General features: G+C 41.9%; 19 protein-coding genes and 4 pseudogenes. 21 read left to right on the top strand and 2 right to left on the bottom strand.

The genetic code is table 11. The features are described 5' to 3' along the window. The first annotated feature begins 179 nt into the window (after window positions 1–179). The 11 genes and pseudogenes from rimP to PS3_RS08180 all read left to right on the top strand — a co-directional run bounded on the left by rimP (window position 180) and on the right by PS3_RS08180 (window position 9,940). On the top strand, window positions 180–659 hold the full coding sequence (rimP, locus tag PS3_RS08225; protein WP_007122634.1) for a ribosome maturation factor RimP: 480 nt from the start codon (window positions 180–182) through the stop codon (window positions 657–659). 15 nt (window positions 660–674) lie between these two features. After that, on the top strand, window positions 675–1,823 hold the full coding sequence (nusA, locus tag PS3_RS08220; RefSeq protein ID WP_007122633.1) for a transcription termination factor NusA: 1,149 nt from the start codon (window positions 675–677) through the stop codon (window positions 1,821–1,823). A 17-nt stretch (window positions 1,824–1,840) separates the two neighbouring features. Beyond that, on the top strand, window positions 1,841–2,140 hold the full coding sequence (rnpM, locus tag PS3_RS08215; RefSeq protein WP_007122632.1) for an RNase P modulator RnpM: 300 nt from the start codon (window positions 1,841–1,843) through the stop codon (window positions 2,138–2,140). Next, window positions 2,133–2,444 carry a YlxQ-related RNA-binding protein gene (locus PS3_RS08210; RefSeq protein WP_040468735.1) on the top strand — a complete coding sequence of 104 codons (312 nt, stop codon included), beginning with the start codon at window positions 2,133–2,135 and terminating at the stop codon, window positions 2,442–2,444. The genes rnpM and PS3_RS08210 overlap by 8 nt, the downstream gene beginning before the upstream one ends. 18 nt (window positions 2,445–2,462) lie before the next feature. Then, window positions 2,463–2,706, top strand: a pseudogene (locus PS3_RS10895) (translation initiation factor IF-2 N-terminal domain-containing protein); the annotation flags it as partial. A gap of 230 nt (window positions 2,707–2,936) precedes the next feature. Beyond that, window positions 2,937–4,796 (top strand): annotated as a pseudogene (infB, locus tag PS3_RS08205) (translation initiation factor IF-2); the annotation flags it as partial. Window positions 4,797–4,808: 12 nt separating this feature from the next. Then, a complete protein-coding gene (gene rbfA / locus PS3_RS08200) occupies window positions 4,809–5,171 on the top strand; it encodes a 30S ribosome-binding factor RbfA (RefSeq protein ID WP_007122630.1) in 363 nt (120 codons plus the stop codon). Between the two features lie 62 nt (window positions 5,172–5,233). After that, complete coding sequence (gene truB / locus PS3_RS08195; RefSeq protein ID WP_040468732.1) at window positions 5,234–6,133, top strand: tRNA pseudouridine(55) synthase TruB; 900 nt, start codon at window positions 5,234–5,236, stop codon at window positions 6,131–6,133. A gap of 10 nt (window positions 6,134–6,143) precedes the next feature. Beyond that, window positions 6,144–7,085 carry a bifunctional riboflavin kinase/FAD synthetase gene (locus tag PS3_RS08190; protein WP_007122628.1) on the top strand — a complete coding sequence of 314 codons (942 nt, stop codon included), beginning with the start codon at window positions 6,144–6,146 and terminating at the stop codon, window positions 7,083–7,085. Window positions 7,086–7,298: 213 nt separating this feature from the next. Continuing rightward, window positions 7,299–9,179: a flavocytochrome c gene (locus PS3_RS08185; protein WP_007122627.1), complete on the top strand. Its 1,881-nt coding sequence runs from the start codon at window positions 7,299–7,301 to the stop codon at window positions 9,177–9,179. A gap of 17 nt (window positions 9,180–9,196) precedes the next feature. After that, window positions 9,197–9,940, top strand: a complete 744-nt coding sequence (locus PS3_RS08180) for an alpha/beta hydrolase (RefSeq protein ID WP_007122626.1) — start codon at window positions 9,197–9,199, stop codon at window positions 9,938–9,940. A gap of 53 nt (window positions 9,941–9,993) precedes the next feature. Here PS3_RS08180 and PS3_RS08175 read toward each other — a convergent pair. After that, a pseudogene (locus tag PS3_RS08175) lies at window positions 9,994–10,868 on the bottom strand (LysR family transcriptional regulator). Window positions 10,869–11,053: 185 nt separating this feature from the next. On the opposite strand from PS3_RS08175, the gene PS3_RS08170 reads away from it, so the two are divergent. From PS3_RS08170 to PS3_RS09965, 9 genes and pseudogenes are all read left to right on the top strand, one after another. Continuing rightward, window positions 11,054–11,926, top strand: coding sequence for a shikimate dehydrogenase (locus PS3_RS08170; protein ID WP_007122625.1), 873 nt, complete (start codon window positions 11,054–11,056; stop codon window positions 11,924–11,926). A 28-nt stretch (window positions 11,927–11,954) separates the two neighbouring features. Continuing rightward, a complete protein-coding gene (locus PS3_RS08165; protein WP_040468730.1) occupies window positions 11,955–13,154 on the top strand; it encodes an MFS transporter in 1,200 nt (399 codons plus the stop codon). A gap of 11 nt (window positions 13,155–13,165) precedes the next feature. Beyond that, window positions 13,166–13,933 (top strand): type I 3-dehydroquinate dehydratase, encoded by a 768-nt coding sequence (gene aroD, locus PS3_RS08160; RefSeq protein ID WP_040468728.1) that lies wholly within the window; start codon window positions 13,166–13,168, stop codon window positions 13,931–13,933. Between the two features lie 80 nt (window positions 13,934–14,013). Beyond that, window positions 14,014–16,287 carry an FAD-dependent oxidoreductase gene (locus PS3_RS08155; protein WP_040468727.1) on the top strand — a complete coding sequence of 758 codons (2,274 nt, stop codon included), beginning with the start codon at window positions 14,014–14,016 and terminating at the stop codon, window positions 16,285–16,287. 129 nt (window positions 16,288–16,416) lie between these two features. Further along, window positions 16,417–17,622, top strand: coding sequence for an SLC13 family permease (locus PS3_RS08150; RefSeq protein WP_050950903.1), 1,206 nt, complete (start codon window positions 16,417–16,419; stop codon window positions 17,620–17,622). 9 nt (window positions 17,623–17,631) lie between these two features. Then, window positions 17,632–18,471 carry an SDR family NAD(P)-dependent oxidoreductase gene (locus PS3_RS08145; protein ID WP_007122623.1) on the top strand — a complete coding sequence of 280 codons (840 nt, stop codon included), beginning with the start codon at window positions 17,632–17,634 and terminating at the stop codon, window positions 18,469–18,471. A gap of 4 nt (window positions 18,472–18,475) precedes the next feature. Next, window positions 18,476–19,344, top strand: a pseudogene (locus PS3_RS08140) (quinate/shikimate dehydrogenase). 165 nt (window positions 19,345–19,509) lie between these two features. Continuing rightward, the gene (locus PS3_RS09970) at window positions 19,510–20,160 is read left to right on the top strand and encodes a hypothetical protein (protein WP_050950902.1); all 651 of its coding nucleotides are present in this window, start codon (window positions 19,510–19,512) and stop codon (window positions 20,158–20,160) included. An 83-nt stretch (window positions 20,161–20,243) separates the two neighbouring features. Further along, window positions 20,244–20,870, top strand: a complete 627-nt coding sequence (locus PS3_RS09965; protein ID WP_176662268.1) for an MFS transporter — start codon at window positions 20,244–20,246, stop codon at window positions 20,868–20,870. A gap of 55 nt (window positions 20,871–20,925) precedes the next feature. On the opposite strand, the gene PS3_RS08130 is transcribed toward PS3_RS09965, so the two are convergent. Continuing rightward, window positions 20,926–21,297, bottom strand: coding sequence for a hypothetical protein (locus PS3_RS08130; protein ID WP_040468725.1), 372 nt, complete (start codon window positions 21,295–21,297; stop codon window positions 20,926–20,928). Between the two features lie 125 nt (window positions 21,298–21,422). Here PS3_RS08130 and hrcA point away from each other — a divergent pair, with 125 nt between their 5' ends. Then, window positions 21,423–22,475: a heat-inducible transcriptional repressor HrcA gene (gene hrcA / locus PS3_RS08125; RefSeq protein ID WP_007122622.1), complete on the top strand. Its 1,053-nt coding sequence runs from the start codon at window positions 21,423–21,425 to the stop codon at window positions 22,473–22,475. Window positions 22,476–22,481: the final 6 nt, after the last annotated feature.

Raw genomic sequence — 22,481 nt, 5'->3', positions numbered from 1 at the left:
TTTTTTTTAATTTTATTAGGTAAGTCACATATAAAGATCCTTGTCAGATTAGGTATTTCTGGATAGTTAAAATTGCTAAATTCAGTTTCTTATGCTAATATAATTGCATGAAATAACTCGTCATGGGGGTGAGCAGCAATGCTCGCTCTTTTTATTGCAAATGAACGTGAGGTGACAATTTGAGTAACAATGACGTAATCGCTGCCGTCACAGCTTTAGTGACCCCGATTTTGGATCAATATGATTTTGAATTGTTTGATCTAGAATTTACCAAAGAGGGGCAAAGTTGGTATTTGCGAGTGTACATTGATAAGCCGGGGGGCATTACCTTGGAGGATTGCGCAACGGTGAGTGATCAATTGAGCGAAGCGCTTGATAATGTCGAACCTGATCCAATTCCGCAGGCCTATTTCTTAGAAGTATCGTCGCCGGGAGCAGAACGGCCCTTAAAACGCGAACGAGATTATGAAAATGCCCTCAATGAATACATTAATGTGTCCCTGTATCAAGCAGTTGAAGGCAAAAAAGTGTATGAAGGGACGTTAATCGACTTAACACCAGATAAACTAACCCTTGATTATCTTGACAAAACCCGCCATAAGCAAATTACCATTGATCGTCAAAAGATTGCCAAGGCACGCTTAGCGATAAAATTTTAATTACGGAGGATTATAATGGCAGTAAAGAAAAAAGACCGACTAGAATTACTGGAAGCAATGGACGTTTTGGAACGTGAGAAGGGGATCAAAAAAGAAATCATCATTGATGCTCTTAAAACGGCCTTGGTAAATGCTTACCAAAAGAATTATGACGATAGTAACGCTAACGTTGAAGTGGTAATTGATGAAAACACGGGTGCATACAAATTAATGGCCTTAAAGACCGTGGTTGATGAAGTCACCAACCCAGTTGAAGAAATCAGCTTGGCTGAAGCAACTTTGGTTAATCGTGGTTATGAAGTCGGTGACCAATTCCGGGTTGAAGTAACGCCACGTGACTTTGGTCGAATCGCCGCCCAAACAGCTAAGAACGTGGTTTTGCAAAAGCTACGCGAAGAAGAACGTCGAGTGGTATATGAAAAGTACAACCGCCTGCAAGATGACTTGATTAATGGGACGGTTTCGCGAGAAGATAGCCGTTATATTTACGTTGACCTAGGTGATGGGGTTGAAGCAGCGATGAATATTCGGGACCGGATGCCCAATGAAAATTATCGGATTGGTGACCGGATTGAAGTATACGTAACCCGGGTTAGTGAAAACACGCGAGGGCCACAAGTCTTTGTTAGTCGGACAGCACCAGATCTCTTAAAGCGGCTCTTTGAAAAAGAAGTGCCTGAAATTAGTGAAGGGTTAGTCGAAGTTAAAGGAATTGTTCGGGAAGCCGGCGATCGGGCTAAAATCGCCGTTTTCTCGCGGGATGAAGATATTGACCCAGTTGGGACTTGTGTGGGACCACGGGGGACGCGAGTGCAAACGATTGTGAACCAACTTGGCGGCGAAAATATCGATATTGTTAAGTTCGAAGAAGAACCAGAACAGTTTATTCGTAATGCCCTGAACCCAGCTGAGGTTCAAGCTGTTATTTTTGATGAAAATAATGGTGAAGTTGAAGAAATGGGTGTTGATGAAGAAGGTAACGAACGCGATCCACGGATCCATCGTGGTTGTGCCGTGATTGTACCGGATGATCAATTATCCTTAGCGATTGGAAAGCGGGGACAAAATGTTCGTTTAGCTGCTCAATTGACGGGTTACAAGATTGATATCAAGCCATACTCGGAAGTAGCGGAAGATTACCAAGAAGAAGAAACGGCTGAATAAAGCAACGGGGTGAAAAAATGAAACAGCGAAAAATACCGATGCGTAAAGATGTGGTGACCGGTGAAATGGTTCCGAAGCGACAATTAATTCGGGTGGTCCGGAATAAAGAAAATGAAGTTTCGCTGGATCCAACCGGCAAGAAACCAGGACGGGGAGCTTATGTCTCGATTGACGTGAAGGTTGCCCAAAAGGCCAAACAGAAACGAACCTTTGATAAGGTCTTTGATGTTCAATTATCCGACGAATTCTATGATGAATTAATCGCGTATACTGATCATCAACAAGCCCGGCAAGAACTTTTTGGTCAAAATGATTAATATCGATCAAAAAATATTAAATCTCTTAGGGATAGCGCGGCGGGCCGGCGAATTAGTAACCGGTGAAGAAATGGTCTTAAAGAGCATCCAACACGGTCAAACCAAATTAGTTTTTCTCGCGCAAGATGCAGGAACAACGACTCAAAAAAAGTTTCGCGATAAATGCCAATCTTATCAAGTCACCTTATGCCAACGGTATACACGAACCGAATTAAGCCAAGCCATTGGTCAATCGCGGAGTGTTTTAGCAATAACCCAAATGGGCTTTACCAAAAAAATGAACCAATTATTGAATCAAAATTAACACAAGGAGGGTGAGTGTATGGCTAAAGAACGTATTTATGAATTAGCAAAAGAGCTCAACGTACCTAGTAAAGAAATCGTGGCCAAGGCCAAAGCAGCGGGGATGGATGTCAAGAGCCATATGTCCTCAGTCAGCACTGAAGAAGCACAACAATTACGACAGAGTTTTACAAAGCCTGCCACTGAAAAGAAATCTGTTCCAAAGACTAAACCTGCTTCTCAAGCAAAAGCTAAACCAGCGAAAAAGACTAACGAGCAGCACAAGTCAACACATCGAGCATCAGCAGACAATAAGTCCGATGCTCAATCTAGCAACAATGACCATCACCAACGGCGTCAGAAGCCAAACGGTCAAAATAACCAAAATAATCAAAACAAGTCTAACCAAGGCAACCAAAACAATAACAACAATAACCGTAACCGGAATCGGAACAACAATAATAACAATTCCAACAACGGCGGGAATGGGGCTCACTGGTTTGACAATGGTAACGGTAAGAAGAATAAGAAGGGTAAAAAGGGCAAGAAGAACCGTAATCAACGGATGAAGAATACGGCACCAAAGCAACCAACCCAGCGGAAAGAATGGCCATTACCAGAAGTGTTGGAATACACGGAAGGTATGAACACCCAAGATTTGGCCAAGATCTTACACCGGTCGTCAGCTGAAATTATTAAGAAGTTGTTCATGCTCGGGGTCATGGTTAACCAAAACCAATCGCTTGATGCGGATACTATCGAAATTTTAGCGGCTGATTATGGAATCGAAGCTAAAGAAAAAGTCCAAATCGATGTGGCCGATATTGATCACTTCTTCGATGAAAAGGTTGATAACCAAGAAAACCAAGTGCCACGTCCGCCGGTTGTGACAGTTATGGGACACGTTGACCATGGGAAGACAACCTTGTTGGACCAAATTCGACACTCTCACATTACTGCTGGTGAAGCCGGTGGGATTACTCAAGCAATCGGGGCCTACCAAGTTCGCTACAATGACAAGATGATTACCTTCTTGGATACCCCAGGACACGCGGCCTTTACGGAAATGCGGGCTCGAGGTGCGAACATCACGGACTTGACGGTCTTAGTGGTTGCCGCTGATGATGGGGTGATGCCACAAACGATCGAAGCCATTAACCACGCCAAGGCAGCTGAAACGCCAATTATCGTGGCGGTTAACAAGATTGATAAGCCTGGGGCTAACCCTGATCACGTGACGGAACAATTGACGGAATATGGTTTAATCCCTGAAGATTGGGGTGGTGACACCATCTACGTTCCAGTTTCTGCCAAGTTTAACAAGAATATTGATGAATTGTTAGACATGATTCTTCTGCAATCAGAAGTGATGGAATTAAAGGCTAACCCTGATCAAAATGCGGCCGGAACCGTGATTGAAGCACGGCTAGATCACGGTCGTGGATCCGTGGCTACTTTGTTGGTTCAACAAGGGACGCTGCATGTTGGAGATCCAATTGTGGTTGGGGATACTTATGGCCGAGTTCGGACGATGACCAACGAAAACGGACGTGAAATGAAGAAGGCCACGCCATCGACTCCAGTCGAAATTACGGGGTTAAACGATGTTCCTCAAGCCGGGGATAAGTTCGTGGTCTTTGATGACGAAAAGACAGCCCGGGCCGCTGGTGAAGAACGAGCTAAGCGGGCTGCTGATCGGCAACGGCAACAGACATCTCATGTGACCCTTGATAATCTGTTTGCAACAATGAAGCAAGGTGAAATCAAGAGTTTGCCAGTAATCATTAAGGCTGACGTCCAAGGTTCCGTCGAAGCTCTAGCTCAATCTCTACAAAAGATTGACGTTGATGGAGTTCAAGTTGATATTATCCATAAAGCCGTTGGGGCTATTAGTGAATCAGATGTTAAGCTGGCGGAAGCCTCAAATGCCATTATCGTCGGCTTTAACGTTCGACCAACGCCAATTGCAAAGAATGAATCTGAAGCAAACAACATTGACATTCGACTTCACCGGGTGATCTACAACGCCATTGAGGAAATTGAAGATGCCATGAAGGGGATGCTTGAACCAGTCTTTGAAGAAGAAGTTATTGGTCAAGTTGAAGTTCGGCAAATCTACAAGGCTTCTAAGATCGGTACAATCGCTGGTGGGATGGTAACTTCTGGTCGAATTACGCGAAACTCAAAAGTTCGTTTGATTCGTGATGGGGTAGTCGTTTATGAAGGTGAACTAGGTAGTCTGAAGCGATTCAAAGATGACGCTAAGGAAGTTAAAGCTGGTTACGAATGTGGATTAACAATTGAAAACTACAATGACATCAAAGAAATGGATGTTATTGAAGCTTACGAAATGAAAGAAGTGCCAGTTAAATAAGGAGGTTCGATAATGCCGAGTAAACAATTTCGGGTCGAACGTCTCGCCCAACAAATTCAACGTGAAGTTGATGATATTTTATTAAAACGGGTCCGGGATCCGCGGGTCCAGGGGGTAACGATCACCGGCGTAGATGTGACTGGTGACTTACAACAAGCGACCATTTACTACAGTTTGTTATCCGAATATGCTTCTGACGGTCAAAAAGCCCAAGCTGGTTTGGATAAGGCTAAGAGCTTAATTCGTTCAGAGTTAAGCTCTCGCCTCAACATTTTTAAAGCCCCTCAATTGATTTTTAAGCGGGATCCATCAATTGAATATGGAAATCGAATTGATGAATTATTAAATAAATTACATCGTGAAAATCAATTATAAGAAAGCAAACTCCCAAGCTCAATCATGGACTTGGGAGTTTAGTTGTGAATGGAGGAGTCCAAATGGATGGAATTATTCCCTTATATAAAGAGCGTGGGATGACCAGCTTTGATTGTGTTAGTCGCTTGCGACGGATTTTGCATACTAAAAAGATTGGTCATTCGGGGACTTTGGATCCCAATGTGGATGGGGTTTTACCAATTTGTGTTGGTAATGGCACTAAGGTTGTCGAATACCTAATGAATTCCGGAAAAGAATACGTGGGGGAAGTGCTGATTGGTCAGTCAACAACGACGGAGGACTTGGATGGTGAATTAGTGGAAACTAAGGCTGTCCCTCAAGCAATTCCGGCGGCGCAGATCCAAGCCGTGATGGAGCAAATGACTGGTCAAATCACTCAGATTCCACCCATGTACTCGGCGGTTAAGGTCAAAGGTAAGCGACTTTATGAATACGCCCGGGCAGGTGAAACCGTTGAAAGGCCTCAACGGCAAGTGACGATATCGTCCTTTCGCTTGATTTCAACGGATTATGATGAAAGTAGCCAAACCCAACGGGCTCGGTTTGTGGTAGCTTGTAGTAAGGGGACTTATGTCCGAACATTAGCGGTTGATTTAGCCAAACAACTAGGCTATCCTGGGGTCATGAGTCAATTAACCAGGAAAAAGAGCGGTGGTTTTGAAATTGATCAGACGCTTAGTTTGGCTGATATTCAAGATATGGTGTCTGAAGAAATGATGGGGCGTTATATTTACCCAGTGGACTATGCTTTGAAGGATCTACCACACCATGAATTATCGACGGATCAATGGTCTGGCGTGCAAAATGGTGCTTGGCTGAAGCCTAGCGAGTTGTCTACAGATGCGAAACAAGTGGTTTTAACTTACCATGATGATGCCAAAGCGATTTACCAATATCGGGATCAGGTTTATAAACCAGAGAAAATGATTTCAACGAAGTAAGGAGCATAGAATGCAAGTAGTTCATTTACATTATCCAATTAACTTGCAACGAGTGGCTAAAAATCCACTTGTTTTAGCAATGGGATTTTTTGATGGAGTTCATCGCGGTCACCAGGCAGTCATTCAACGTGCTAAGCAGGAGGCAGAATACCGAAAACTCCCCTTAGCCGTTTTAACCTATGACAAGTTTCCAGGCATCGTCTATCAATCAATCCCCGGGCGATTTCGTTATTTGACTACCCTGGAACGGAAGGTAGAATTACTTGAACAGCTTGGCGTGGACCTGGTTTACGTCATGGATTTCACTTCCCATTTAGGAGCCTTGCGACCACAAGAATTCGTGGATGAAATCCTATTAAAAATGCACGTTAAGGTCGTGGTAGCTGGTTTTGACCATACTTATGGTGATCATCAAGTTGCGACCATGGAACGCTTAGCAAATTTTGCTCAAGGTCGCTTTGAGGTGGTAACGGTTGATAAGTTCATTGACGATCAATCAAGTGAAAAGATCTCGTCAACGCGAATTCGTCAAGCTATTGATGAAGGATTAGTCGAACAGGCCAATGAACTGCTGGGTTATCATTACCAAAGCCATGGGATCGTCGTCCATGGCTTTGCCCGTGGGCGAACGATTGGCTTTCCGACAGCGAATGTTCAATGGAAGATTGATGAACGCCTACCTGCAGTGGGCGTTTATGCCGTTCGTTTTAGGGTGAACCAAGTTTGGTATCAGGGGATGGCCAGTGTCGGCTATAATGTTACCTTTGGCGATAACCACGAAAAAACGATTGAGGTATTCTTGTTTGATTTTAATGACCAAATTTATGGAGAACAGGTCACCGTTGAATGGATTCAACGGCTCCGCGGAGAAATTAAATTTGCAGGAGTTGAGGAACTCGTAGCCCAACTTCAACAAGATGAAGTAGACTCACGGCAAATATTAGCTAATTAAGATCAATGAGACCAGAAAGAACCTAATTGACGGTTTTTCAGGTCTCTTTTTTTGATTGCACTAGTATAATGCATGCTCACGAGTCTAATCGGTTTGTTTTGTATTCTATTTTGCTTTTCAATCAGTGTTGACCAGAATAATCACTTGTCACCTTTGTGTAAAAAGGAGCATAATTAAGTTAGTAATAAATTCACAAATAAGGATGGTGGCAATATGAAAGCGGGAACATATCACGTAAAAGCAAAGGGACATGGATCGTCATTCATGCCTATGGAAGTTACTATTGACCAAGATCGAATTGTGTCTGTACAAGTCGATGCTAAAGGCGAAACTAAAGGAGTAGCCGACAAAGTCTTTAAGCGAGTTCCGCAAGCGATTGTGGATGGACAAACCCTGAATGTTGATACGGTGGCCGGAGCCACGATTTCTAGTCATGGGGTGATTGATGGAGTGGCCCAAGCTATTGAGCTAGCGGGTGGTGATCCTGCTCAGTGGCAAACGAAGGCAGTTAACAATTCCCAAGCTCAGGACCAAGAGTTAACGACCGATGTCGTTGTCGTTGGGGCTGGGGGAGCTGGTTTAGCGGCGGCGGTTAAAACAGTTGAACTCGGCCATCAAGTTGTGGTTTTAGAAAAGTTTCCACAAATTGGGGGGAATACGACTCGGACAGGTGGTCCCTTAAATGCGGCTGATCCAGCATGGCAAAAGGAATTTCATGATCTGCCAGGGGAAAAGGAAACTTTGACAGAATTGATGAATTTGTCGGTGGATGAGATCGATCCGGAATACCAAGCTGATTTTCGGCAATTGCAAGCACAAATTAAGGAGTACTTAGCTTCGGGAGCAGATTATCTCTTTGATTCTGTACTCTTGCATGAAATACAAACCTACCTTGGTGGAAAACGAACGGACCTTAAAGGCAATACTATTTATGGGAAGTATCCATTAGTTCATAAGTTGGTAGCTAATGTCTTAGATTCAGTGCATTGGCTGCAAAAACTCGGTGTGGAATTTGACCAAACAGAAGTCACGGAACCAGTCGGGGGTCTTTGGCGGCGTGGTCATAAGCCAGTGGAGCCAATGGGCTGTGCCTTCATTCACGTTTTAGGAGACTGGCTGGCACAACGCCAAGTGCCAGTTTTGACAGAGACTAAAGCCCAACATCTCCTGATGGATCATGGCCAAGTGGTTGGGGTTCAGGCTCAAAAGGTGGACGGTAGTCAAGTGACGGTGCACGCTAAAGCGGTTATACTAACGGCCGGTGGTTTTGGAGCCAACACTAAAATGGTCCAACAATATAACACTTATTGGTCAGCGATTGATGATGATATTGCGACAACCAACTCTCCAGCCATTACTGGTGATGGAATTCAGTTAGGGACCGAAGCCGGGGCTGATCTAGTGGGGATGGGCTTCATTCAATTAATGCCAGTCTCCGATCCCGTTACGGGAGAATTATTTACGGGCTTACAAACCCCACCGGCGAACTTCATTATGGTTAACCAAGCCGGAAAGCGGTTTGTGAATGAATTCGCTGAACGGGACACTCTTGCAAAAGCCGCAATTGATAATGGAGGACTCTTCTACCTAATTGCGGATGACAAGATTAAGGAAACGGCTTATAACACTAGTCAGGAATCCATTGATGCTCAAGTGGCAGCGGGAACTTTGTATCGTGACGATACTTTAGCAGGTTTGGCTAAACAAGTCGGGATGGATCCGGCAACCTTAGTGGAAACAATTGACAAATATAATACTTATGTCGAGCAAGAAAATGATCCCGAATTCCATAAAAATGTCTTTGGGTTAAAATGTGTTCAAGCACCATTCTACGCTACGCCTCGTAAACCAGCCATTCACCATACCATGGGGGGCTTAGTGATTGACGATCTAGCGCATGTATTAAATGGGCAAGGCCAAGTTATCAGTGGCCTATATTCAGCTGGTGAAAATGCCGGAGGCCTGCATGCTGGTAATCGGTTAGGTGGAAATTCTCTTGCTGACATTTTCACATTTGGACGGATTGCGGCTGAAACGGCGGTCTCGGATAAGGTTGCGGTGGATACAAACGCGAGTGCTTCGGTGCACGAATAGATAGAGAAGGCAACATTATGGAGAAAGATATTATTATTAAACGTGACGGCTTAAACCTTGCTGCTAAAGTTTCTTTTCCCGATCAAGATCAATATGACGTGGCAATATTAGCCTATGGATTTGTGGGGATGATGGATCCTAAAGTTAATGATCTTTTACCAGTTTTAGCGCAAAAGCTGCAAGCATTAGGGATTGGAACCGTGCGGTTTGACTTTAATGGCCATGGCTTAAGTGATGGCCCCTTAGCTAGAATGTCTATTTATAACGAACTTGAAGACTACGAAGCCATCATGGAATATGTTTTAGAATTACCCCAATTACGTCATTTGTACCTAATTGGGCATTCCCAAGGCGGCGTTTTGTCAGCGATGATGGCCGGGTTTTATCCTGATAAGGTAGATAAATTAGTCTTAATGTCATCAGCTGCTACCTTAGTTGATGATGCGAAACTAGGAACTTGTATGGGGGTAGATTATGACCCTGACAAGGTTCCGGCCGAACTTGATTTTGGTGATTTTAAAGTTAATGGTTGGTATTTCAGAACTGCCAAATTCATTAATACTTATGAAGTGGCGGCCAATTATCAGGGACCAGTGTTAATTATTCATGGTCAAGATGATCAAATTGTTAATAACTATGCTTCAACGCGTTTTCATGCCATTTATAAGCATAGTGAACTACATTTGATTCCAGAAAGTGATCATGGACTTCATCAGAACCGAGATGAGGTTTATCAACTGGTTACTAATTTTATTCAATAATCGGAATGAGGATGAGAAGATACGTAAATTGTTCTTCTCATCCTCATTTTCGTTTATAATAGCAAGCCTTTATCAACATACCGTTGGTGACAATAATTAGTAATGTAGTTTCTTAATCTAACGGCAGAAGGAGTTAATAAATGCTCGCGTTTAGTTACTAGATATAATTTATGAATTACTTGATTATCTTCAAGGTGTTTTAACACCACATCTTGATCTACTAAAGTGGTATTAGGCGTTAGGGCAATACCTAAACCGTGTTTGACAAAGCCAATCACACTTTGATCTTCTTCTAATTCATATTGAAAATCAGGCGTGGTGTGATGCTGTTCTAAGATCTCGTTCATTGATACTCGAAGTCCACTAAGATATGAATATGCGATAAAAGGTTGATCGTTCAGATCACTGACGTGGACGTGCTTTTTTTGGCTAAGGGATGCTTTGCCGGAACAGCCAGAACGATCTCTTGATTCAATAAGGGCGTAAATTGAAAAATATTATTAGTCGGTCGGCCATCTAATTGATCCGCAAATGAACAGATTACCAGGTCCGTTTTTTCATCTTCCAAGTCACGTAATACCTGATAGGTATTGTCTTGGATCATATCCACATGGATATTTTGATTTTGTTCAATGCTAAAAAAGGCCTTTAAAAGTGAAGGAACTAATTCTTCTCCAAGGGTATAGGTAAATTCAAATGAAACCTGTCCACTACTAGGATCCATCAATTGATTAACTAGGCTTTTGGTATATTCAAGATTGGTGACGGAAGATTTGATATAAGGAAGGATTAGTTCACCAATTTTAGTTAACTTAATGTTGCGTCCGTTCGGTTCAAAGAGCGGACTGCCTAATTCATTTTCTAATTTACGAATGGCATAACTTAAACTAGGTTGTGAGATGTTCAAATTAGCGGCTGCTTTTCCCATATGTTGGGTCCGGGCTAATTCAATAAAAAAGTTAAATGACGTAAGTTCATTGGCATATTTCCCCATATCCATAATCGATAAAAGAATTCTATCTATTTTTAGATATTATATTATTTATTTTGATTGATGTAAACGGTAGCATTATATGTGAAGTAAGTAACAATTATCCGAAAGAGGTATAAATCATGTTAAATGAATTAGATGGACACACAATTTTAATTGGTTTAATGGCGTACCCAATCCGTCATTCGATGTCACCAACAATGCATAACCACGCTTTTCACAAGCTTGGTTTGAATTATGCATATTTGGCTTTTGAAATTGATAATGAAAAGTTACCAGGGGCCATTGATGCCTTTCGGACGTTAGACATGCGGGGATCAAATATTTCCATGCCAAACAAGCAAAAGGTGATTCCTTACTTGGATAAGCTAGATCCTGCTACCGAAATGATTGGAGCCGTTAACACCGTGGTTAACGACAACGGTGTCTTGACTGGTTATACGACGGATGGGATTGGTTTCATGAAGTCCCTAGATGTTGATGGAATTAACATTCGTGGTCAAAAGATGGTCTTGGCTGGTGCTGGTGGTGCCGCTACTGCGATTGCTGTTCAAGCCGCTTTGGATGGGGTTAAGGAAATGTCAATCTTTAACCGGGATGATGAATTCTGGGAAAGTGCTAAGCACAACGTTGAAATTATCAACGAAAAGACTGATTGTCATGCGACCTTACACCGTTTAGAGGACCAAGAAGATTTCAAGAGTGAAATTGACAGTGCCTTCATCTACTGTGATGCAACTAGTGTTGGGATGAATCCATTACAAGATCAAACTTTGGTAACTGATCCAAGTTGGTTCCGCAAAGATCTAGTGGTTTATGACACGGTTTACGCTCCACGGACAACTAAGTTGATGGAAGTGGCTGAAGAAGCCGGGGTAGAACATGTCTACAATGGTTTAGGAATGATGATCTACCAAGGTGCAGCAGCCTTCAAGCTATGGACTGGTGAGGACATGCCAGTTGATTACATCAGCGAAGTAATCTTCGGCGAATAATTAAAATCATTCATATTAGAGGTAAATCATGAAAAATAAATACATGCCAACAGCGATTAGCTTGTATCTTAACTACTTCATCCATGGGATGGGGGTAATTATCTTAGCACAAAATATGACTTCCTTAGCCCAAAAGTGGGGCACTAATGTCGGGGGAGTTTCAATGGTTATTTCCTCACTAGGGATTGGTCGTTTAATTGTGCTCTTAATTTCGGGTTATCTTTCTGATAAGCTTGGCCGGAAACCTTTCGTTATTTTAGGTGCCGTAACTTATATTTTATTCTTTGTCGGCATTGTTGCTAGTTCTTCAGTAGTAATCGCCTACATTTGTGGGATTATTGCCGGGATGGCAAATTCCTTCTTAGATTCAGGGACTTATGCCGGATTAATGGAAATGTTCCCAACTAAGAAAGGGACTTCTAACGTTACTTTAAAGGCCTTTATTTCAGCAGGTCAATTCTTGCTACCTTTGATGGTTAGTTTCCTTGTTGCAAATCATCTCTGGTTTGGTTGGTCATTCGTTTTTTGTGCTGTCTTCCTAGCTTTAAACCTTTGTTTCATGATTCCAGCTGGGAAATTTCCACCAATTGGGACGGATGTAGAAGTTGAAGAAAATGGAGAAGAAGAGGAAGTTACTGAACAAAAGGGTAGCCTTTGGTTTGATGGAACGCTCTTCATTCTATATGGATATATTTCCCAAACGACATTCTATTTAGTTAGTCAATGGGTTTCTGAATATGGGTCACAAGTTGCACATATGGGAAGTACGGCAGCGCACTCCTTAGTTAGTTACTACAGCCTTGGATCAATTATCTGTGTATTGGTTACTGCGGTTCTTTCAGCTAAGGCGGTTAAGGAAGTACAATTCTTAAGTGTTTACACATTAATTTCATTTGTGGCCTTGCTATTAATGTACTTATTCCCAACCGGGGTAATTTGTTCGATTATGTCATTTGTTGTTGGTTTCTCTGCCGCTGGTGGGGTAATGCAACTTGGTTTAACGGTTATGGCTGATTTCTTCCCGAAAGGAAAGGGAACGGTTACCGGGATCTTCTATACAGCGGGATCTATCGCATCATTTACAGTGCCGATTTTCACTGGGATGATGGCTTCAAACCTTTCAAACGTTATTTTATTTGATGTGATTGTTGCCTTATTAGGATTTGTAGTGACAACTTTAATCACGATTCGCTACTACAAGTTATTCGGTAAGAAAGCTAAGGCTTAAGGAGATACAAAATGACAGAATTTAAAACTGTAAAACTACGGAATGTAGTTTTAGGTGAAGGTCGTCCTGCAATTGCAGTACCAATTACTGGTAAAACAGTGGATGATATTGTTAGCCAAGCTCAGGAAATTGTCCAAACTGCCACAGATTTAGTTGTCGAATGGCAGATTGACTTCTTTGAAGGAGTTGAAGATGCCGATCAATTAACGGCTGCTGGGAAGCAATTGCGCGAAACGATTGGCGATGTTGCGCTCTTAACCACTTTCCGGACTAAGGGTGAGGGTGGTGAATTAGCCCTTGATGATGAAAAATACTTTGCAATTTGTGAAAATGTTTTAACTGGTGGATATACAGATGCATTAGATCTTGAACGTTTCCATGATGAAAGTTCTGTAAAGGGTCTTATCGAAAAAGCTCATCAAAATGACGTTAAGATTGTGATGAGTAATCATGATTTTGATAAGACACCAGAAGAAGATGAGATCGTTAGTCGTTTAGAAAGTATGAAAGCTCTCGGTGCTGATGTTGCTAAAATTGCCGTGATGCCAAATTCAGTTGAAGACGTTTTAGTATCATTAAATGCGACGCGGCGGGCTTCATTGAGTTTACAAAGTCCGGTTATTACGATGTCAATGGGTGATCTTGGTAAAGTTTCACGCATTGCGGGTGAGGTCTTCGGATCTACCTTAACCTTTGGGACGATTGGTGCAGCCTCAGCTCCTGGTCAAGTATCATATGACCATTTAAAGCAAGATTTAGCAGATTTAAAATTAAGTTAAGATATAACGTGAAAAATTAAGGTTCGCCTTAATTTTTCATTTGTTTAACAGACATTCAACAGATTAAAGGAGAAACAATTTTGAGTAACGAAAAGAAAATTCTCGGAGAAGCTCAAGGTCACAATGGCTTAATCCAATACGAAATTGACGTAAATGATAACAAGATTAATGATTTAAAGATCCTGAAGCACTCTGAAACGGGTGGGATTTTTGGACAAGTAATCGAAAAATTAAAGGATAGTGTGGTTGAACAACAATCCTTTGATGTGGACGCTGTTAGTGGGGCCACTGATATGACCCAATCAATCCTTGATTCCGCTAAAGAAGCTGTTAACAAAGAAGGGGTCCAATTAACGCCACATTTGAAGCCAAAGAAAGGCAAAGAAACCCAATACTACAATACCGATGTTGTCGTGATTGGTGGTGGGGAAGCCGGACTAGTTGCTGGTGCACGTGCTCTGAAGCTCGGTAAGAAGGTTATCTTAGTCGAAAAGAATGGTTACCTTGGTGGAGCTACTATTTTAAATGGGTCCAATGTTACAGGAACTGGTTCGAAAGTCTCTGCTGCAATTTTTGGCGACAATGGTGATTCACCTGCTCGTTTAGCAGAAGATACGGCTCGGGAAAGTAAAAACACTAACTGTCCTGATATGACCAATTTAATGGTACAAAATATTGGCCCTGCCATTGATTTTATTAGTGACTTTGCTGATTTACATTATCAAAAAGCACAAACGCAAACAGTTGAACATAGTGTTGAACGTCAGATTGAATTGCCATCTGCAAGCAGTTATGAATTTATTGACAAGGTATCCAAAGCCTTTGAAGCCAATGGTGGTCAAATTCTCCTTGATACAAAGGTAATCCGGATGCTTAAGGATGCTAATAATCAAGTTAGTGGGGTTATTGCAGAACACAATGGCGATCGGGTGGTTGTGGCTGCTAAATCAGTGGTCTTAGCCTCTGGTGGTTACGGTGCTAATCAAGCCATGCGTGGTGAAGAAAGTAAAGGTATCGATTACTACGGACCAATGACCGCAACTGGTGATGCTTATGCTTTCAATGAAGGACTTGATCTGAAGACTCATGACATGGGTTGGTACAAGATTTATCCTCATGGGGTAGAAACTGAACCGGGAATTGCTAAATTGACTACTTATGCATCCAAGAAGTCCACGGACTTAGGTGGCATTTACGTTAATTCTGAAGGTCACCGGATCGTTAATGAATCAGCTCCATACACTGACTTCCGGGATGCCATTTTAGCCCAACCAGATCGCATTGCTTACATGTTAATGGACGAACGGACCCGGAAGGAAGTTCATGAATTATTAGTATTGCATGATTTCCAAGAAAAAGAACTGCAAAAGTTCTTTGATGAAAAAGGACAAAGCCCAGTCTTTGTGAAGGGTTCATTAGCTGAAGTAGCTGCTGAAGCTGGAGTTAACTATGGCGAATTACAAAAGACTGTGGATGAATATCAAAAGAATGCCGCTGAAGGGGTTGATCCTGAATTCCATCGGGATGCCAAATTCCTTCACCCATTTGAAGGTGACGTCTTCTACTTAGTTGAACAACGGGGACGGTTTGCGACAACTCTTGGTGGATACTCGGTTGATACACGGACCTTACAATTGGTAAATAAGGACGATGAAGATGTGCCTAACTACTTTGCTGCTGGTGAAGTAGCCGGTGGGGCCAATGGTCATGACTCCATGCCAAGTATGATGAACACATGGGGCATTTCATCAGGTTACTTTGCTGGCTTACAAGCTAGTCAAAATGCGGATCAACGGGATCAAACTCCAGCTAGTGAGTTACCTACTTTGGCTTTAGTCGTTGGTACGAACGCAAGCAAGTCATATAACCGGATGTTAGCACGTTACATGAAGGATATGTTCTACTTGAAGGCTAAGATTGATGTCCTAGAAATTAAGGATGTCCCAATGTTCAATGAAGACTTAGTCAAGGATGAACCGGCAGCAGTAACTGAAATCGCTGATAAAATCGAAGCCGCAGATGGGGTTATTATTGCAACTCCTGAATATGACCATGCAGTTCCAGCTGCTTTGAAGAGTGTGCTTGAATGGTTATCATGTGAACGTCATTCCTTGAAAGATAAGAAAGTGATGATTGTAGGGGCTTCCCTAGGAATTCAGGGGACTGTTCGGGCTCAAACGAATCTTCGTCAGGTTCTGGATTCTCCAGGTGTGGATGCTTTTGTCATGCCAGGACATGAATTCATGATGGCGAAGGCACCAACTCAATTTGATGAAAATGAAAGTATCAATAATTATGGTACAATGTCATTCCTTGACTTCTGTTTCAGTTCATTCTTGTCATTCCTAAAATAGTTAAGATTAGGTATAAATAAAGATCTCCGGCATTTGGATTAACAATGGTAATCTAAATGTTGGGGATTTTTTTCACAAATATATTGTATAATAGTGAACAAAGAATAAAAGTCATGTGGAGGTTGTTTTATGTATATCACATGGATGGCAATTGCCTTAATTTTAGGCCACAGTTTAACAAAGATTAGTACTTTTGTGTTGGCGCAATTTAGTTCGTTAATGCAAAGTGCTGGTTTTATGCTGTTGTTTGCCTTTTTGTATTTTCAAATGCTCACCGATAGTGGCATGTTTGATACGATTGTGACTTGGATAACTAGTAAGTTAAAAATCAATGCGATCGTTTTGATTGTTTTAACTACGGTTATTGGGGCCTTTGCCATTTTAACTGGTAATTTTACTCCAGCCTATTTGGTAACTTTCCCAATGTTAATGCCCTTGTATGAGCGATTTAATTTTGATAAAGGGGATGCCTTTATCATTGCGCAAACGGCAATGTCAGCCATGTGCTTTATTCCTTGGGGAATTGGGATGGCTTATACGGCCTCTTCAGCGGGCTTAAGCGCAACTGCCTTGTCTAAAGCTGCAATTCCATGGGCATTGTGTTTTATTCCAGTGATTATTGCGCAATGGTTCTTTTTTGCTTGGCGTCACAAGAAAATCAATGGGACTTTTGGCGAGGTTGAACAAACGACTGAAGCGGTTCAGCAAAAAGAAGCTACTGGCTTGGAACGACCTAAGTTATTTTGGATCAATGTTTTGTTCTTTATCATTACCATGGGGGCTTTAATCTATGGGATTCCTCCATACTTGGTCTTCATTGTTTCGACGGTTGTGACTGCCATGATTAATTACCCTAAAGATTATGGGAAGATTTTTGCAAAAGTCGGTCCGATGTACCTAAATATTTTGGTAATGTTACTGGCTATTAACATGTATCAAGCAGTCTTTAATAATACCGGAATGGTCGATGCCCTTTCCAAGAGTTTGATGCAATATGCGCCTAGCTTCTTATTGAAGTATCTTAGTATGATCTTATTGGCTTTATGTACTATTATTATTTACTTTGTTCCTTTCCAAATCTTTAACGCCTTATATCCAATTTTTATTACCTTAGGTGCTTCCTTTGGGGTACCAGCAGTGGCGGTCATTGCCCCATTTGTATGTAATTTATCCTTGGCTACTTCAGTTACGCCGACGAACTCGTCGACTTATGTGGGGACTGGATTATTGGAAATCGAACCAGAAGCCTATACCAAACGCGCGATGCCGATTATGACTGTTACAAACCTATTAGTCATGTTGGTCGCGTTGGTCTTTGGCGTTATGAAATTTTAGGAGGGTGTCATGGATGATTCATGGTTAGGATTACAGGATAAGGTGATTGTCGTAACTGGTGCTGGTGGTGGAATGGGAACAAAATTCTGCCATGATTTAGCGCAACAAGGGGCACGTTTAGTTTTGATTGATTTATCAGCTGAGCGAATCACTGATTTAGCAAATGAGTTAACTAATCAATACGGCGTGCAAGTGTTACCCTTGGTCGTTAACGTGACCGATGAACATCAAGTGGATGAAGCGGTTGCGAAAACGGTCGCTACTTTTGAACGGGTTGATGTTGTTGTTAATACGGCAGCCATTCTACATTTTTCGCCCCTTGAAGATTTATCCTTAGAAGAGTGGAATAAGGAATTGAATGTTAATTTAACTGGTTATTTTCTCGTTTCACAACGGTTTGGTCGTCAAATGATTAAGCAACATCATGGTACTTTTGTTCATATTTCAACCGTGGCCGCACAATTCCCGGAAACCTATAGTGCAGCATACAGTACCACTAAAGCTGGTGTAGACATGTTGTCAAAGCAAATGGCAGCTGAATGGGGACAATTTGGGGTGCGGAGTAACTGTGTCCGTCCTCGCTTAGTTAAGACGCCAATGTCAGCTGGCTTCTATGCTGATCCAAAGGTTGAACAAGGGCGGAGTCGGTTGGTGGCTAGTCGACGAATTGGTAACTTGGATGATATTTCTAATACTGTCTTATTTATGGCTAGCGATCGCTCTGATTATTTAAATGGTGAGCTGATTAACGTTGATGGAGGAATTAACGTGATGATGCAAGATATGATCCCTAAACCTGGTGGTCGGCGGCAATATGCGATCGATCATCGCTATGATCATAAAGGATAAATGTATGTTAGAAGATATTAATGGTCACACGCGCTTATTAGCCTTTATTGCAGATCCAGCCGAACATACTTTATCACCACGAATGCACAACTATAGTTTCGAGAAGTATGGGATTAATTATGTTTATTTAGCCTTTCAGATTAACCAGACAACGATTGAACAAGCCGTTAATGCGATCCGGACTTTAGATTTTCGTGGAGTCAATCTATCAATGCCTAATAAGCAGGTCGTCGCTAAGTATTTAGATCGGATCGATCCAGTAGCTGAATTAGCCAATTCTGTTAATACGATCGTCAATGATAATGGCTTTTTAACCGGTTATACCACGGACGGAAGAGGATTTATGAACGCCCTACGTGATCGTCAGGTCGATTATCAAGGCAAGACGATGACCATGCTTGGTTGCGGGGGAGCTGGCATGCCAATTGCTGTCCAAGCGGCATTGGATGGAATGGAAAAGATTGTGATTTTTAACCGGGTGACTGATCCACAGTGGGAGCCGGCCAAGCTGCAGATTGCTTACTAAATCAAAAAATGAAATGTCAAATTGAGTTAGTTGATTTAGCTGATCAAGTCTACTTAAAAAAATCAATTGCAAATAGTCAAATCCTCTGTAATGCCACCAGTGTGGGGATGGGGAAGTTAGCAGACTTATCGTTAGTTAATGATCCATCGTGGTTTCATTCCGACATGGTAGTAGTTGATGCGGTCTATGAACCCCGTGAGACGAAGTTAATGCGGATTGCCAAAACAGCAGGAGTTGAACACGTCTTTAATGGCTTAGAATTATTGATCCAACAGGGCGCCGAATCATTTAAACTCTGGACTGGTCATGAGATGCCAATTGATGAAGTCCGGAATTTATTAAACTAATTTTAAAAACGAAACTGGTAAATGGACAAAGTGAAATGCTCATTTACTAGCTTCGTTTTTCTGTTTTAAATTATTTCAAATATCTAGGATTGATAAAATCAGGTACTGGGACTAGAATGGCTACAATGTTATGTGAGTACTCACTATCATAGGAGGCATCAGAGTATGGAGAGTGCAGAAGATAGTAGCTGGAACCCGCGCTATAAGCGAAATGTGATTGTTTATTTAGTTGTTTATGGGATTTTAGGTGGGGTGACCGGGATCACCAATAATGAACTCTTGTCCTATCTCCAAATTATTTCCCCACGCATTGTGGCTGGAATTACCATGTGTTCATCGATTGTCGCCTTTTTAACAGCGGCTTCGATCATGACGGTTCATTGGTTGGGTTACCGGAAATTAATGTTAATCGCACCACCGGTGACTATCTTATCAATCATTATTATGACCGCTAGTAAATCAGTGGTGGTCGTAGTTGGTGCGTATATCGTTAGTCAGCTCTTCATTGGCCTATATGATATTTTGTATCCCATTATGTTTGCGTCTTATGTTCCTAAAGATAAACAGACTAAACTATTTACGGCCGTATTAATTGATAATTTGGCTTGCCAATCGGTTGTGACCTTATTTGCGGGGAACTTTGTGGTTTGGCTATTTGGTAAACTAGCCCATCTTAAATATTCACTTGCTTCATATTGGTCGGGGTATCAAAGTCAGATGAGTGCCAATATGTTAAGTCATTATACCCAAGCGTATCGGGTTGTCCTTTGGTTAGCGGCGGCGATGATGGCGATTGCTTTTTTCATCAGTTTTTGATGCGCGATCAAAAGAGTGACTATCAGTCCACCATTAGTCAGGAATCCAAGCAAGGTTTAACGCTACGGACTTTGAAGGGCTTAATGACTAAACCAGTCCTAGTCTTTTTAACCTTTATTGCCATCGTGCATTTAGGGGCAATGCTGGTAACGCCTTTTATCCCGATTTACTTAAATAATTACTTACATATTCCGCGGGGGATGACTGCCAACATTAATACGATCCAGACAGCTGCAATGTTCATTGGATATTTTGGTGCCCCGTGGTTAGAGAAGAAATTCGGGACCGTGGTCAGTATTGGTTTAACGACCATTGTTTGTGCTCCCTTAATGATTACTTTAGGTTTTGGAAGCGCCTTGGGGACTGGATCAACCTTAGTTGTGACGGTCATGATTGTTTACTTCTTACGGTCAGGGATCGCTAATGCGGCAATGCCAATTCAAAATACTTTGCAAATGTCGATTGTGGATAAAGATTTACGGCCAGCTATCACCGCTTTAACCCAGATTGTGATGGCAATCGTGTCGTTCATTGATGGCTTGTTTACTGAATTCTACTTATTCAGGACGATGAGTGGTTATGCAACGGCTTACTATATTGCCAGTGGCCTTTATATTGTAGGGAGTGTCATTTTAATTATCTTCTTGACCAAACAATATAATCGTAAAAATCAAGTAGTCGACATTACTAAAGAAACAGTTGAAGATTAAAAAATGAGGCAGGGGCCGAAACGAATAAGTTTCAGCGCCTGCCTTATTGTTGATGCTAGTGACAAGTTCCCCGATGACTACTCCCGCCCTTAATTTTATGGACCTTAGTTTTAAATTTTGGTTGGGCGGTCGATAATTTAAAGTTTTTCATTCTTCCTTGGAATGGCTTGCCAGTTAATTTGGCATTCGTCCACGACCGCATGACGGCAGTCATCGAATCAATGTGGGCAAGTTGGTCTGGTTCATCGCGCTGTGCGGTTGATTTCAAATCAGATTGCAGGCGAAAGATTAGATTATTATGGTAAGCTAGTAACTCGTTAGTTAAAGGTTCATTCCGATAAGAATTAAATAAGGATTGAATTAACCCTAAAGCTTCATGGACAGATTGAGGTTGAATATAACGATTGGTTGGTTGTTTGCTTGTCATAGGGGGAGCCCTTCAAAATTAGTTTGACTTTTGTTGACTTTTATTGACATTTCTAAATTGGGTTGGTATATTATATATAGTTTTTAGCACTTGAACTTGACGAGTGCTAAAAGGAAGTGATGAGATTGCTAACCAAACGTCAAGAAGAAATCCTTCGTGCAGTTGTTCGTCAATATACTACCACGGGACAACCGGTGGGATCAAAAGGATTAGTCGATCAATTGCCAATGAAGGTTAGTTCCGCTACCGTACGTAATGAAATGGCGACGCTCGAAAAAGATGGTTACTTATTGAAACAGCATTCTTCTTCGGGCCGGATTCCATCCAAGCACGGCTATCGGTACTATGTTGATAATTTGTTAGATCAACATGCGGTAACTTCCAATGATTTGAGTGTCATTCAACAATCATTGGGGGCTGAATTTCATAAAATTGATGAGATTATCTCGCAATCGGCTGACATATTATCAAAGTTAACTTCATATACAACCTTCACGATTCGACCTGATCAGCGAGAGCAACATTTAGGGGGCTTTCGGATGGTTCCCTTGGGAAATCATCAGGTGATGGGGATCTTAGTGACAGATAGTGGAGACGTGGAGAACCAAGTCTTTACGATCCCAGCTGAGATTAATCCGGAAACTTTAGAAAAAGTAATTCGTCTGATTAATGATCAGTTGAAGGGTTTGCCCCTAGTGGAGGTCATGCATCGCTTACAAACGGATATTCCATTAAAGATGGCGCGTTACCTTAACCAACCAGAAGGTTTTCTTGATTTGTTCGATCAAGTCTTGAATCAGGCGGCGCGGGAACGCTTCTTTGTTGGGGGCCGGACCAATCTCTTGGGCTTTACCCAAGAGGCGACTCCACAACAAATGCAGGCCATCTATCAATTGATGGATGCCGACGATCAAATGGCCGCTATTTTAGATCAGCCTAATCAAAATAGTCATGACATTCAAGTACGAATTGGTCAAGAAATAGCTGGTGATCAAATGCTTGATCATTATAGCTTGATCACCGCCAAGTATAATGTTGAAGGCTATGGGCAAGGTTTGATTGCGGTGTTAGGTCCGACCCGAATGTCATATTCGCGTACGATCGGGTTAGTTGATGCATTTCGACGCGAGTTAGCAAAACGATTACTTGATCAGTATCATCACTACCATGATTCTTAGGAGGCA

It is taken from the genome of Limosilactobacillus gastricus PS3 (assembly GCF_000247775.1).
GTDB lineage: Bacteria > Bacillota > Bacilli > Lactobacillales > Lactobacillaceae > Limosilactobacillus > Limosilactobacillus gastricus_A.
This window is presented reverse-complemented; position numbering and strand designations above follow the sequence as displayed.

Bases quoted from the DNA above. Each gene is read 5' to 3' on its own strand.
- PS3_RS08180 (WP_007122626.1), top strand. From the start codon at position 9,197: ATGGAGAAAGATATTATTATTAAACGTGACGGCTTAAACCTTGCTGCT.
- PS3_RS08130 (WP_040468725.1), bottom strand. From the start codon at position 21,297: ATGACAAGCAAACAACCAACCAATCGTTATATTCAACCTCAATCTGTC.
- aroD (WP_040468728.1), top strand. From the start codon at position 13,166: ATGACAGAATTTAAAACTGTAAAACTACGGAATGTAGTTTTAGGTGAA.
- rnpM (WP_007122632.1), top strand. From the start codon at position 1,841: ATGAAACAGCGAAAAATACCGATGCGTAAAGATGTGGTGACCGGTGAA.
- truB (WP_040468732.1), top strand. From the start codon at position 5,234: ATGGATGGAATTATTCCCTTATATAAAGAGCGTGGGATGACCAGCTTT.
- nusA (WP_007122633.1), top strand. From the start codon at position 675: ATGGCAGTAAAGAAAAAAGACCGACTAGAATTACTGGAAGCAATGGAC.
- rbfA (WP_007122630.1), top strand. From the start codon at position 4,809: ATGCCGAGTAAACAATTTCGGGTCGAACGTCTCGCCCAACAAATTCAA.
- PS3_RS08210 (WP_040468735.1), top strand. From the start codon at position 2,133: ATGATTAATATCGATCAAAAAATATTAAATCTCTTAGGGATAGCGCGG.
- PS3_RS08185 (WP_007122627.1), top strand. From the start codon at position 7,299: ATGAAAGCGGGAACATATCACGTAAAAGCAAAGGGACATGGATCGTCA.
- PS3_RS08190 (WP_007122628.1), top strand. From the start codon at position 6,144: ATGCAAGTAGTTCATTTACATTATCCAATTAACTTGCAACGAGTGGCT.
- PS3_RS08170 (WP_007122625.1), top strand. From the start codon at position 11,054: ATGTTAAATGAATTAGATGGACACACAATTTTAATTGGTTTAATGGCG.
- PS3_RS09965 (WP_176662268.1), top strand. From the start codon at position 20,244: ATGACTAAACCAGTCCTAGTCTTTTTAACCTTTATTGCCATCGTGCAT.
- PS3_RS08165 (WP_040468730.1), top strand. From the start codon at position 11,955: ATGAAAAATAAATACATGCCAACAGCGATTAGCTTGTATCTTAACTAC.
- PS3_RS08150 (WP_050950903.1), top strand. From the start codon at position 16,417: ATGTATATCACATGGATGGCAATTGCCTTAATTTTAGGCCACAGTTTA.
- PS3_RS08145 (WP_007122623.1), top strand. From the start codon at position 17,632: ATGGATGATTCATGGTTAGGATTACAGGATAAGGTGATTGTCGTAACT.
- PS3_RS09970 (WP_050950902.1), top strand. From the start codon at position 19,510: ATGGAGAGTGCAGAAGATAGTAGCTGGAACCCGCGCTATAAGCGAAAT.